This window comes from Acetobacterium bakii, assembly GCF_001263355.1.
In the GTDB taxonomy this organism is placed as follows: Bacteria; Bacillota; Clostridia; order Eubacteriales; family Eubacteriaceae; genus Acetobacterium; species Acetobacterium bakii.
In genome coordinates this window covers 1-12659 of sequence record NZ_LGYO01000049.1, presented here as the reverse complement: position 1 = coordinate 12659, position 12659 = coordinate 1, and the positions used below count along the sequence as shown (strand labels likewise).

Here is a 12659-nt window from a genome sequence, read left to right as displayed (position 1 = left end):
TTTTAGGCTGCTTTTTTTATGAGCTGATTTTTGGATAATCTTCTTTGAGCCATTTAAAAAGTGACCAGGCTAGAAGAATCAATAAAAAGGCTGAGGGCAAGCCAACAACAATAACAATGGTTTGAATGGCTTGAAGACCGCCTCCGAGACGAAGAACTGCAATCCCAATGAGGGCAATGGTGATAGCCCAGGTGGTACGATTAATCTTGCTAGGCTGCTGGCCGTCTAAAATATCTTTTGAAGCGATGCAGCCCATGGTAAAGGATCCGGAATCGATGCAGGTTGCCAAAAAAACAAAATAGAGAAGTATCATCACAACTGATATGATATTGCTAAATGGCAAGGCATTTATGGTTTGAACGACCGCTTCAGTGGGTCCTTGTTTATTATAGATAGCGGCTAAATCCAGAGCGCCTGAGGACTGGAGCTTGAGAGAAAAGTTTCCAAGGACCCAAAAGACAGACATGGTTCCAATGGAACCGGCGCCGATGATGCCGAAAAGAAGTTCTCGGATGGTTCGTCCTTTAGAAACCCGGGCGATGAAAATGGACATAAAGGGTATTTCAACCATCCACCAGCTCCAATAGAAAACGGTCCAGTCTTGGGCAAAGGTGCCGCCGGACATGGTATCGGTATAGGTCGCCATGGGAATGAAATAGGCAGCAAAGGTTCCGACTTGTTCGACGATGCTTTTTAAAATATACAGTGGATCTGAAACTAAAAATACGAGAAGCAAAAGGGCTCCAAGAAGCCACATGTTGATGTCGCTAAGAACTTTAATGCCTTTGTTCAGACCTTTATAAACACTGATGCTGAATATTGCGGTCCAGATTACCAGAACCGAGATTTGCAAAAAATCATTGGCCGGCAGACCGGTCACATTACTGATAAGCTTTGTCAGTACAGGAACGCCAAAACCAAGGCTTGGACCAAAAGTACAGAAAGTAAAGAAAACCGAGGCAATGTCAATTAATTTACCCAATGGCCCATTGGCTTGTTTTTCTCCGATAACATCAGATAGCACACTGGACAGCTGAAGCCGTTTTTTCTTGCGTTTGTAAAAACAGTAAGAAACCACGAGACCTGAAAATGCGAAAAATGACCAGGCAATGGGCCCCCAATGAAAAAGACCATAGGGAATGGCAATTTGGTAGGCTTGGGCAGAGAATGATTCGTATCCAAAGGGTGGTTTGGTAAGATAGGCCAGAGGTTCGCAAATAGCCCACATAAGAGTTGAAGAACCGATCGCTGAAAAATAAATCATAAAGAGCCAGCTCCAATAACTGAACTCGGGTTTTTCATCTTTATCAGATAATTTGATTTTACCATAAGAGCTCACACCTAAAAAAATTGAAACGGCCAGAACCATTATTCCAATGGTTAAGAAAAACCAGTCAAATTTTGTAATGACAAAGGAACGCGCAATGTCAACAATAATTAAGGCTGAGTCTGGAAAGATAATACAATAACCACATACAATAAGAATTGTAATTAGCGACCCGATGTAAATAGGTTTATCAATTTTAACATCGTAGGTATTATCGTTAATTTGAGCAAGTGTTTTCGTTTTCTTATCGTTAATTTGAGCAAGTGTTTTCGTTTTCGTTTTCATGATAGCATTCACCTCCGATAGAAATATGAAAAGAAGTTATGATACTTATAATAGAGTACGATTACTCTATTGTAAATTTAAATCTATTTGAAAATAAAACTACTTCAAGCTGAAGGAGTCAGCTTGAAGTAAGGACACCTAAGGATGGAGATTAATTTTCACCGACTTCTGCAAGTTTGACTTTCTTCTGAGCATAGATACGGATTGCTAGAGAGCAAAAGACTGCGGCGAGTGAGAAGGCAATAATAAAATAGAATATATATTGATATCCGGTAATGCCTGGATTTTGGTCAAGCCATTTTCCGGCCATTGGATAAACAAACATGTCGGGAAGAAACGCAATAACCGATAGAATTCCTGTGGCTGTCCCAAAAATTCGGGTCGGAACGCCGGATTCGGTAAATTGCGATGAGGCTATTCCATAAGCGCCGCTGGTGAAAAAGCCGGCAACAAGAACAACGATAATAGCAACGACAAGCATGGCTTGAGTGGTTGGCAGAAATGCTAAAATAATTCCACTGATGGCAGTCAATGCCATGATGGAAACCAGCACCTTGGCAGGGGAATTTATTTTTGTGGCAATCCCACCAATAATTGGTGCTGAAAACAATGAGATACCATAGGTTCGAATCATACTAATAATTGAAACAAGGGCAAGAGAAGCGCCAAATATTTCGGTTAAATAGGGTGTTGTGTACGTTAAGGCAGCATAAGCACCATAAATAAAAAACATGGAAGCAGTGGTTAGCCAAACACCTGGATGCTTAATGGCTTCAATAAATTCATTGATGTTAAAAGATGCTTCTTTTTTAATTTCATCATCAAATATTGGAACAATGAACCAGGTAGCTACTCCGAAAAGGAGATTTAGAACCCCGCTTATAATAAGAATGGTAACAAGGCCTGTGGCGGCACTGGTACCGGATACTTCAAAAACTTTTAAAGCAATAAAGTTTAAAATCAACCCGGATAAACCATAGATGCCATAACTGAGACCAATATTTTTCGGATATGATTTTTCGGTGCTAACAAGACGCACCAGCTTGTAACGAATGCCCCAGAAAATCAGAACACTGGTAGCACCAAAAAGACCAAAGATGATCAGTAAACTATTGTAGGATGGAAGCAAAGCAAACCAGAAGGTAACAAGAGCAGTGGAAATGAAACCAGCACTGGCTAGATATTTTGCATGCATTTTGTCGGCAATAATTCCTCCGGGCAGATAACAAATTGTAGCAACCAATCCATAAATTCCACCCAGAGCACCTAATTGAGTATTGGTAATATTCAATGCTTCAATAATAGGTTGGTAAAAAACAAAACGTAAGTAAATAATTTGGAAAAGAACAGAAGAACCAAAACTTACGAGAAGGATAATTAGGAGAATACGAAGCTTGCTAAGCTCCGATCCGCGAACCACTTGATTATTCATAGGGCACATCCTTTCTTTTATAACAGAGCCTTTAAAATGTTAAAAGGCTCTGTTTCTTCAATATAATTGAAAAATGATTTGCAAAATATTATTTTATCTACTATAGCTAAGGAGTCACTGTTTAAAACATAAATTCTTGAGGAATTGAGTCTTTAATGAGTTTTTCCTGGAAGGCTTCCAATTTGGTTGGTAAGGTATATTCTTCAACCCGTTTTTTCCAGGCTTTCTCGGCATTTTCCTGGACACTTGGGCTTCCAGAATTTTCCCAGTTGCTAATGGATTGACGATTTGAGAGAGTTGGCAAGTAAAAATCTGCCTTATATGCTTTGTGTGTACGGGCAATGTAATTGGTTTTATGTTCAACTTTTTCAAGTTTATCCATAAATAATAACTCTTCAGTGACTGTGGTTCCCTTTAGTAAATGTTTTACAATACGATTTGTTTCTTCATCAAGCATGAATTTTTCATAACCAAGGGCACCATAAGAATCTAATATACCACCGAGCATATAAATCATTTGTGGTTCAGACATGCGGCCAGCAAGAGCGATCAGCATGGATTCCATACCGCTTTGATAATCGTCAGCTTTTGCATCAGATAAACAACCATTGGCACGGGATGGTAAATTATAGAATTTTGCCAACTCACCCATGGTGAAGAAGGATTGGGCAGTTTCAGCGCCACCGGCAACACAGAGTGAGTATCTTAAATCGCTTTCAAGGGATGTCAACTGGTAAATGGTTGGATTTCCGGGGTTGATTAATTGAGTAAGGACAATGCCAGCCAATAACTCAACATTATTTTGTAAAATGGTACCAGCTAAGGATGGTGGAGATGTCATGCCAGGAAGACCAACACCTGAAATAACAAGACATTGTCCGGTTTGGGCATAAGAGAAAATAGTGGCACACATTTCCTTATTCCAGGCAAAAGGAGGGCTGCTGGTTGCCAGAGTCAGAGTTTGGCAATGTTCATGGTCATCATTGAAATCTTGCATGAGATTAATGAAGGTATCACAACGCTCTTTTGATCCGTTATGCCCGCCGATGATTTTGTCAGAATATTTAAGTGTTGCAAGGGTTGTGTATGCCAACTGATTCTTTAAGGGGATGTTATTAGGCACAATCATGTCACAATCGATGAGATCCATCATATCACTTGTTTGGTGAAGTTTGACAAAGTTCAGAAAATCCTGATCATTGGCACGACGGTAGACGCCAGCGTCAAGAACATTAACAGGACCAAGTGATGACTGCATCATGGTCTCTTCATCCATCCCAACTGTGAACTTATTTCCACGTGAATGCATGTCAAAACTGCGCGGAACGGTTTTTAATGCTTTTTCAAGAAGATCCTGACCAATAAAAACAACCCTTCCATCAACACGAAAACCATGTTGTTTGAAAAGTTCAATCGCTTCATCAGATTCAAAATAGACACCTTTGTTTTCAAGCAGGTACAAAGTCTTTTCATGAATCAGTGCAACATCGTCTTTTCCAGTGAACAAACTGCTATAGTTCTTGTTATTCATATTAAACCTCCATGATTTAAAAATATTTTGTTCTTAATGAATATACAATGCAATAACCGTGCCAAAATCAATAAAGGGGGAAAAGGGCGATAACAGGGGTAAAATTTAAAAACAATTAAGTTTACGATTTTAATTACGAAATAAAGGGATGAAAATAGAGGAATACTTGCTTTAAATATGAAATTTTATATTTTTACGAAAAATAACAGAAAACCAACCAAGCGACAAAGCAGATGGGGATAGAAGTAAGGGCTATTTTTTTCTTATCTATCATTAATATACAAAAAGAATGAAATTTATGGTAAAATAAAGTTCCTTTAAAAACTACAAATAAATAGCACCGAAAGGAATTAACATGGATTTATTATTAAATTATTCTCCGGTTTTGCTAGCCCTTTTAGCAGGGCTATTCACTTGGTTTATTACGGCTCTTGGGGCATCAATGGTCTTCTTTTTTAAGGATATCAATCTTAAAGTTCTCAATGCAATGTTGGGATTCGCAGCTGGAGTTATGATTGCAGCCAGTTTCTGGTCTCTTTTGGCACCGGCTATTGAATTAGCTGAAGGAGGGACTTTGCCCGCATATGTCACAGTATCTTTGGGATTTTTAGGCGGCGGCTTCTTTTTGTGGTTGGTCGATCGGATATTACCTCATATGCATCAGGGAACGGGACATCGCGAGGGTATTAAAACGTCTTGGCAACGAAGTGTATTATTGGTTCTAGCCATCACCTTCCATAATATTCCGGAGGGATTGGCTGTTGGCGTCGCCTTTGGGGGGTTGGCATCAGGAAACCCGGCGATTAGTCTGGCAGGGGCAGTATCTTTGGCGCTTGGAATTGGCCTTCAAAATTTTCCTGAAGGTGCGGCCGTTTCCATTCCCCTACGGCGTGAGAATATGAGCTGCAAAAAAGCTTTTTTAATCGGACAGTTTTCAGGCATGGTGGAACCCATTGCCGCGGTGATTGGTGCAGTGGCAGTGGTTTTCATTGCCCCGTTGTTACCATTGGCCCTGGCCTTTGCTGCCGGTGCCATGATTTATGTGGTGGCAGAAGAGCTTATTCCTGAATCACGATTAGGACATGAAGGCGATATAGCGACCATCGGCTTGATGTTTGGTTTTACTTTGATGATGATACTGGATGTTTCGCTGGGATAGAATTAAAAAAATACATTGAACGCCTATGAAGGCATTCAATGTATTTTAAAGTTGTGGTATTATTTGGTTGAAAAAGTTGATGCAAAAAGAGCAATTCCGCCAAAGACCAAATAAACACCAGCAATAATTGAAAAGGTGAGTAACATAAAAAATGGATTAGAAATAAAGACAAAACCTAAAATAATATTGATGATTCCAGAAGCCATGAGCCATCCGGTGCCAGTGCTGCCTTGCTTTTTCATTACAGATGAGGCACTGATTTGATTAATCCCGGTGAAGAGGGTCATAAAGCCAAGCATAAAAGCAAAGGTTTCTGCTCTGGCTAAAGTGGGAGAAAAAATCAGTAAGACACCAAGAATGAGGGCCATAATCCCGGAAGTGAGGTTCCAGCCGTTTTTTACTTCGCTTTTTGAATAATCAAAAATAAGAAACACGCCATAAATTATGAGCCCAGCCACAAAGATCCAGATCATTATTGATACGAAGAACTGTGGAGCCAGAAAGACCCCAATCCCAAGGAGAACCATTAGGATAGAGACGATAATCCCCGGGGTTTTGCTGCCCTTGGTCAAACTGCTTAAATCGTTATTCATTTTTCACGTCCTTAGATAAGATTTGAAATAAAAATAATTTCATTTCATTTTACATTAATTATCTAAAGATATCAAGAAAAAAAAGAGCTGATTTGGCAGAATGAGTTTTGAATTATTTTTAGTTGAAATTTGAGACACAAAAAAACAGAAACAAGAAAGGAATAATGAAATGTTAATGATTGGACCACACATATCAATTGCAGGAGGATTTACCAAAGCCGGCAGGGATGCATTGCTGGTTGATGCCAACACGTTTCAATTTTTTACACGGAATCCCAGAGGCGGCAAGGCGAAGGCCCTTGATGCCAAGGATGTCGCCGGACTCGTGGCTATTATGAAAGACAATCAATTTGGACCGTTGCTTGCACATGCGCCCTATACTTTAAATATGTGCTCGGCTACACCGGAAACAAGAGAATTTGCCCGAATGGTATTTAAAGGGGATTTAGAACGTTTGGAAGAGCTGCCCTGCCAGTTGTATAATTTTCACCCGGGAAGTCATACCGGGCAGGGAGTTGAAAAGGGAATCGAACTCATTCTTGAAATTCTCAACGCGCATATGTGGGAGGAACAAAAGACCACAGTTGTTTTAGAAACCATGTCCGGCAAGGGAACGGAAATTGGCAGGAATTTCCAGGAATTAAAAGCAATTATTGATGGCGTGATCTTAAAGGAAAAAATGGGGGTCTGCATTGACACCTGCCATGTGTATTCGGGTGGTTATGATATTGTTGGAAATCTAGAAGCAGTATTAGAAGATTTTGATCGAATTATTGGCATTAACTACCTTAAATGCATACATCTCAACGATAGCCTGATGCCTTTTAAAAGTAATAAAGACCGACATGAAAAAATTGGATTTGGAACCCTTGGTGTGGATGTTTTCCAAAAAATTGTCACCCATCCGAGCTTAAAGGATCTTCCCTTTTTCTTGGAAACACCCCAGGAAAATCCTTTGGATTATAAAAAAGAGATTGATTTGCTACGGTCATTTTGATATTTTTAACGAGTGAATTCAGTTAAAAAAGTCACTGGTTTTTGTGTGTAAAAATAGAAAATATGTGAGCTAAAATTCGCTTTGATTTCATCCAAAAGACTGATAATTGTGGAGATTTGTATATACAGGTCGATATAAGTATGCTATAATTCTATCAAACGATTTCACGAAATTGCAAATAAATTTTGGAAACGAAAAAGATTAATAATTATCATATTTCGACGAAAATTAGTTAATGGTGAGTGAGTGCCTGTTATAGGAGTTCCGTATAGATAGTATTTTGCATATATAGAAATCATAGTTTGGTAACTTTTGCTCTTTTGACAAAGATCAAAGGCCTCTAAATTAAAAAGTTATTGATATAAATTTGTTATATAAAAACGAAGAATTCCATTATAAAAATAGTTGATTTAGGTTATAATAGTAATATGAAGATAAAATTCCAGGTGTAACAAGGATAGGTCCAAAGACTTTTTTGTAAAAGTGGTGTGAGGATTAAACATTTTGCGCCTTAGAGAAAGTGGAGCTTAATTATGAAACAGAGCATTGTAAGATCCATTGAAGGATTATATGAAGATCGAACCCTGGAGCTCGTAAGAATTGCCATTCGAAAGGGTTTTAAACCCATAGAGATTTTCAAATGGCTGCAAATTGGAATGGAACGAGTTGGAAAGCTTTATGAAACCAGTGATTATTTTATTGCAGATCTTATCTTTGCAGGAATTATTTTTCAGGAAGTCATGGAATTAGATGAATTAGAAGCAATTACTAAGGTGACACCTAAAAATAAAATTGGTAAATTACTGTTGTTTTCAGTTTTTGGAGACTGTCATGATATTGGTAAAAATATTTTTGGCTCCTTTGCAAGAACGGCAGGTTTTGAAATCATTGATTTAGGAACCAATGTTTCTTTAAATGAGGTAATGAATGCTCTTGAAAGAATAAAGCCTGATATTATCGGGCTGAGTGGCATGCAGCAGGAAACCGTTTATGAAATGCGGGCAATCGTGTGTGAAATGATCTCACGGGGTATCCGGGACGATTATCGAATTATTATCGGTGGTGCTGTGATTAATGATAAAACCGAACAGATTGTTGGGGCAGATTATGCCACAAAGGATGTTACTAAAGGTGTTGAAAAATGCAAAACCTGGATGCAAGAGAAGACATCCCAAAAAAATAATAGTAAATAGACCAAGGTGGTGAGAAAAATGGGATCCCCCGAATATTTAAAAATAGTTGAAGCAATAAAAACAAAAATAACCAGCGAAGAGATCAAGCCGGGTGATGCCATTCAATCTGAAAATCTTCTGTGTGAAGAATTCAATGTTAGCCGAATGACGGTTAGAAAAGGATTGGCAGTTCTCGTTAACGAGGGCTACATTTATTCCATTCCGGGAAAAGGGAATTATGTTTGTGAACCGGACCTCGATCTATACACACTGCATTTTGATGAAATGATGCCCACTGAAAAAAAAGGTGAGGAGATTCGACTTCTTGAAGTAAATGTTATTAAACCCAGTTACGAAATTGGTTTTAATCTTGAGATTCCAGAAAACAAACATGTAATTGTCGTAAAACGCGTTTTTGTGAGCGATGGCGTGATTAAAGCCTATGATATTAAATATATTCCCTATTATCGAGGTATTCCCATTGTTGAAAAAGAAATACGCTATGCTACTTTTCCAGAAATGGTTGCAAAAAAGAATTCTATTTTTGCGATGACCAAGAAGTTAAAAATTCGTGCGACCTTAGCCAAAGGTGAAGTCAGTCAAAGCTTAGATGTGATGGATGGTGAACCGTTGCTGGTGGTGGAGCAAAAGCTCCTGGATGAAAAAGACCACCCCATTGGATGGGGAATAATGTATTTTGCCGGGGAGGATTCCGGATTAGAAGCAGTTGCCTGCTTCGATTAGTTTGAATGCTGGGGTGTAAAATGAAAAAAGATATTTTATTAATCGCCTGCGGAATGATTCAAGACGAAGTCAAGCTTGCTATGAAAAATACAGGAATAAGTTATGATACAATATGGATGAGCTCTGATCTTCATTCGAATCCTGACTTTTTAAAGGATGAGCTTCAGAAACAAATTAATGCACATCAGGATTATGAAATGATTCTTTTGGGATATGGAAGTTGCGGTAAGGGTTTAGTCGGTCTTGTCAGTGAAAAAACAAAAATTGCATTTTTACGGACCGAGGACTGTATCCAAATGCTGCTGCATAATAACAAAGAATTGAAAAGTCTTCGTGGAGAAACCTATTTTGTCACTAAAGGGTGGATGGAGGCTAAGAAGTCACTTAATGAAGAATATCATCATGCGATTAATAAATATGGTCCTAAAAGAGCTGAAATGATTATGAAAATAATGTTTGGCAATCATCAATCATTGGTAATGATTGATTCTGGGGCTTATGATTTAGAGAATTGGATTCATTGTGCCAGACATTTAGGTCAAGTCCTTAAGCTGGATTTTTCGACCACCCAGGGTAATGTGGATCTTTTAGAGATGTTTCTTTCATTAAATTGGAATCATCAGGTAGTTGTGATAGCACCGAAGAATACAATCACCGTGGATGATTTTGGGGTTGAGTGTGCCATTGCCGGGTCTGAAAATCGACAATAAGCATAAATGAGGAGATGCAGGGATAATGTATCTCTTTTTTATTTTTTGAATAAAAACAACCTTTCTGGACAGTGGATGAACAAAGAAGTATAATGAGAAAAAGGATTTAAACAGTATAATGAGAACCATTGAAAGGATAAAGATATGAGACTGGAATCAATCATTAAGGATTTAGAGATCCTGGAAATAATAAACCAACAGGCTAATTATGAGGTAAAGAAATTAGCCTATAATTCTAGTGATGCTCAGGAGGATACGCTTTTTGTGGCGATACCCGGGTATAAAACGGATGGACATAAGTATGTGGGCAACGCAATTGCCAAGGGAGCAAGAATTGTAGTTCATCAAAACCCATTAAACGAGTATGACGATCGTGTGGTTTATATAAGGGTTCACGATTCTCGATTTGCTCTTGGGCTTATGGCTGCAGCTTTTTATAAGAATCCGTCAAAAGATATGGTTGTTACGGGAATAACCGGAACCAATGGAAAAACAACCATTACTTATATGCTTAAAACAATTTTTGAAGCATCCGGAAAAAAATGCGGACTTATCGGTACTATCCACAATCTCGTCGATAATAGAATTATGGATAATCGTGGGCGGACAACGCCTGAATCCTTGGAAGTCCATGAAATTATTAGAGAAATGCGTGATGCCTGCTGCAATTATTTATCCATGGAGGTTTCCTCACATGGTTTAGCTCTGGATCGGGTCAATGGTGTTGATTTCGATTATGGAATTTTTACCAATCTTACCCAGGATCACCTGGACTATCATAAGACTTTTGAAAATTATTTTGATGCAAAGGCAAAACTTTTTTATCAGGTGAAAAAGGCCAATATTATTAATGGCGATGATCAGTGGGGTAAGATGCTCTGTGAAATTCTCGAAGAAAAAACAGATATACCCATCATTACCTATGGCATGGAACCCACCAATGATTATATTGCAAGAGATATGGTTTATGGGGTTTCGGGCACGACATATACGCTTATTACGCCAGTGAAAGAAGAAGAAATATATTTAAATATTCCCGGAGATTTTATGGTGTTCAACAGTATGGCGGCGATTATTAATGCCATTGAGGAAGGGGTTGCTATGGAGTGTATCAAAAAGGCCGTGGCCACCATGCCTGGAATAGAAGGGCGCATGGAGCGTTTGAATGTGGATGCTTCCTTTGATGTGATCATTGATTATGCTCATTCCCCAGATTCTCTGGAAAAATTGCTGCAATCAGTAAGAAAAATTTATGATGGGCGGATTGTTCTGGTGTTTGGATGTAATGGCGATCGGGATCGGGAAAAACGCCCGATCATGGGACGCATTGCCGGCGCGAATGCCGATATTATTGTGGTGACTTCGGATAATCCCGCCAGTGAAAACCCAATGGATATCATTCATGCGGTGGCGGCAGGGGTGGCAGAAAAAAATCAGAACTACACAACCGTTGAAAAACGGGTAGATGGCGTTTATTACGGAGCATCCCTTTGCAAGCCGGGAGATGTATTGGTGCTTGCCGGAAAAGGCCATGAAAAACAGGAAATCATGAAAGCTGAAACCCTTTATTACAATGAATGGGATACCGCCAGGGAAGCGGTTGCCCGCCTCAAAAAATAAAAAATATGCCAAAATCAATTGGCACAGGAGACTTTAAACGAAGCAGCAAAGTGAGTCCTGGGGACAATCGTAACATCAGTTGTCTGCATCATGGCGAACAGGCGACAGCCTGTCCGATCATGCAGCAGACAACGATTTACCATTGTCCCCAGGACGGTTTTGCCTGCAAACCCATGCGCCGCATTAATTCGGCGCATTTTTTATTTTAGGGTAAGTATTATAGGGCAATGATCAGATCCGGTGACGTCGTTGAGAATGTCGGTGCATTGAATCCTGTCTATAAAATTCTCGGAAACAAAGAAGGAATCGATGCGCCATCCGGCGTTGGTTTTGCGGGCGCCAAACCGGTAGGACCACCAGGTATATTTTATTTCATCGGGGTGTTGCATGCGCCAGGCATCGACCATGCCGATGCTGAGAAAGTCATCAATCCATGCCCGTTCTTCGGGAAGAAAGCCGGAGCGTTTGGAGTTTTCTTTGGGGTGTTTGAGGTCAATTTCACGGTGGGCAATATTGATATCGCCGCATAAGATGATATTTTTTCCGGACTGGATCAGGGCTTCAATATCCTTTTGGAGACAGCGATTGAAATCCATTTTATGCAAAAGACGCTCGTCGTCTTTTTGTCCATTGGGGAAATAAACGTTATAAAGAATAAAGTGTTCATACTCCATAATAATGGTGCGACCTTCATTGTTGAACTGCGGTTCGGAAAGACCGGTGTTAATGGACAGGGGTTCGTTCTTATAATATACCGCAGTACCGCTGTAGCCCTTTTTTTCGCCAGAGTGAAAAAAAGAGGTGTAACCATTGATGTTCAGGAGATTTCCCCCGAGCTGGGTGGTATCTGCTTTGGTTTCCTGGAGGCAGAGAATATCGGGTTGGGTTTCTTCTACCCATGCAATAAAGCCTTTTTTCTCAATGGCTCTGATGCCGTTAACGTTCCAACAAATAATTTTCATAACTATCCTTTCAGACATCCTTTGATTAGGTAATTGCGAAACAGCCGTGAGCTTCGCTGCCAGTTTCGCACGAACCAGAAGAAATTCGCATAGCGATTTATTCTGGTTGTGAAAACTGACATCAAAG

Annotated in this window: 12 protein-coding genes; 7 read left to right on the top strand and 5 right to left on the bottom strand. The window is 39.5% G+C overall.

All coding sequences use genetic code 11. The annotated features are described in order from the left end of the window. Positions 1 to 16: 16 nt before the first annotated feature. The 3 genes from AKG39_RS16530 to AKG39_RS16520 form a co-directional block, all read right to left on the bottom strand. Complete coding sequence (locus tag AKG39_RS16530) at positions 17 to 1612, bottom strand: BCCT family transporter (protein ID WP_050741512.1); 1596 nt, start codon at positions 1610 to 1612, stop codon at positions 17 to 19. Between the two features lie 151 nt (positions 1613 to 1763). Next, positions 1764 to 3044: an MFS transporter gene (locus tag AKG39_RS16525; RefSeq protein WP_050741511.1), complete on the bottom strand. Its 1281-nt coding sequence runs from the start codon at positions 3042 to 3044 to the stop codon at positions 1764 to 1766. A gap of 121 nt (positions 3045 to 3165) precedes the next feature. After that, positions 3166 to 4575 (bottom strand): trimethylamine methyltransferase family protein, encoded by a 1410-nt coding sequence (locus AKG39_RS16520; RefSeq protein ID WP_050741510.1) that lies wholly within the window; start codon positions 4573 to 4575, stop codon positions 3166 to 3168. Positions 4576 to 4930: 355 nt separating this feature from the next. On the opposite strand from AKG39_RS16520, the gene AKG39_RS16515 reads away from it, so the two are divergent. Further along, positions 4931 to 5734: a ZIP family metal transporter gene (locus AKG39_RS16515; protein ID WP_050741509.1), complete on the top strand. Its 804-nt coding sequence runs from the start codon at positions 4931 to 4933 to the stop codon at positions 5732 to 5734. 59 nt (positions 5735 to 5793) lie between these two features. Here the strand turns inward: AKG39_RS16515 and AKG39_RS16510 are convergent, their stop codons facing one another. Beyond that, positions 5794 to 6327, bottom strand: coding sequence for an HdeD family acid-resistance protein (locus AKG39_RS16510; RefSeq protein WP_050741508.1), 534 nt, complete (start codon positions 6325 to 6327; stop codon positions 5794 to 5796). Between the two features lie 169 nt (positions 6328 to 6496). Here AKG39_RS16510 and AKG39_RS16505 point away from each other — a divergent pair, with 169 nt between their 5' ends. From AKG39_RS16505 to AKG39_RS16480, 6 genes are all read left to right on the top strand, one after another. Next, complete coding sequence (locus tag AKG39_RS16505; RefSeq protein WP_050741507.1) at positions 6497 to 7324, top strand: deoxyribonuclease IV; 828 nt, start codon at positions 6497 to 6499, stop codon at positions 7322 to 7324. Between the two features lie 533 nt (positions 7325 to 7857). Further along, positions 7858 to 8517, top strand: a complete 660-nt coding sequence (locus tag AKG39_RS16500) for a cobalamin B12-binding domain-containing protein (RefSeq protein ID WP_050741506.1) — start codon at positions 7858 to 7860, stop codon at positions 8515 to 8517. Between the two features lie 18 nt (positions 8518 to 8535). After that, on the top strand, positions 8536 to 9240 hold the full coding sequence (locus AKG39_RS16495; protein ID WP_050741505.1) for a GntR family transcriptional regulator: 705 nt from the start codon (positions 8536 to 8538) through the stop codon (positions 9238 to 9240). 20 nt (positions 9241 to 9260) lie between these two features. Then, positions 9261 to 9950, top strand: coding sequence for a DUF1638 domain-containing protein (locus AKG39_RS16490; protein WP_050741504.1), 690 nt, complete (start codon positions 9261 to 9263; stop codon positions 9948 to 9950). A gap of 144 nt (positions 9951 to 10094) precedes the next feature. After that, on the top strand, positions 10095 to 11570 hold the full coding sequence (locus tag AKG39_RS16485) for a UDP-N-acetylmuramoyl-L-alanyl-D-glutamate--2,6-diaminopimelate ligase (protein WP_050741503.1): 1476 nt from the start codon (positions 10095 to 10097) through the stop codon (positions 11568 to 11570). A 5-nt stretch (positions 11571 to 11575) separates the two neighbouring features. Further along, a complete protein-coding gene (locus tag AKG39_RS16480) occupies positions 11576 to 11779 on the top strand; it encodes a hypothetical protein (protein WP_050741502.1) in 204 nt (67 codons plus the stop codon). Here the strand turns inward: AKG39_RS16480 and AKG39_RS16475 are convergent. Further along, positions 11771 to 12532, bottom strand: a complete 762-nt coding sequence (locus tag AKG39_RS16475; protein WP_050741523.1) for an exodeoxyribonuclease III — start codon at positions 12530 to 12532, stop codon at positions 11771 to 11773. The genes AKG39_RS16480 and AKG39_RS16475 overlap by 9 nt on opposite strands. Between the last annotated feature and the right edge of the window lie 127 nt (positions 12533 to 12659).

What these genes read in the sequence shown, in the direction of transcription:
- AKG39_RS16530 (WP_050741512.1), bottom strand. Translation starts at nt 1,612, where the DNA reads ATGAAAACGAAAACGAAAACACTTGCTCAAATTAACGATAAGAAAACG.
- AKG39_RS16525 (WP_050741511.1), bottom strand. Translation starts at nt 3,044, where the DNA reads ATGAATAATCAAGTGGTTCGCGGATCGGAGCTTAGCAAGCTTCGTATT.
- AKG39_RS16520 (WP_050741510.1), bottom strand. Translation starts at nt 4,575, where the DNA reads ATGAATAACAAGAACTATAGCAGTTTGTTCACTGGAAAAGACGATGTT.
- AKG39_RS16515 (WP_050741509.1), top strand. Translation starts at nt 4,931, where the DNA reads ATGGATTTATTATTAAATTATTCTCCGGTTTTGCTAGCCCTTTTAGCA.
- AKG39_RS16510 (WP_050741508.1), bottom strand. Translation starts at nt 6,327, where the DNA reads ATGAATAACGATTTAAGCAGTTTGACCAAGGGCAGCAAAACCCCGGGG.
- AKG39_RS16505 (WP_050741507.1), top strand. Translation starts at nt 6,497, where the DNA reads ATGTTAATGATTGGACCACACATATCAATTGCAGGAGGATTTACCAAA.
- AKG39_RS16500 (WP_050741506.1), top strand. Translation starts at nt 7,858, where the DNA reads ATGAAACAGAGCATTGTAAGATCCATTGAAGGATTATATGAAGATCGA.
- AKG39_RS16495 (WP_050741505.1), top strand. Translation starts at nt 8,536, where the DNA reads ATGGGATCCCCCGAATATTTAAAAATAGTTGAAGCAATAAAAACAAAA.
- AKG39_RS16490 (WP_050741504.1), top strand. Translation starts at nt 9,261, where the DNA reads ATGAAAAAAGATATTTTATTAATCGCCTGCGGAATGATTCAAGACGAA.
- AKG39_RS16485 (WP_050741503.1), top strand. Translation starts at nt 10,095, where the DNA reads ATGAGACTGGAATCAATCATTAAGGATTTAGAGATCCTGGAAATAATA.
- AKG39_RS16480 (WP_050741502.1), top strand. Translation starts at nt 11,576, where the DNA reads ATGCCAAAATCAATTGGCACAGGAGACTTTAAACGAAGCAGCAAAGTG.
- AKG39_RS16475 (WP_050741523.1), bottom strand. Translation starts at nt 12,532, where the DNA reads ATGAAAATTATTTGTTGGAACGTTAACGGCATCAGAGCCATTGAGAAA.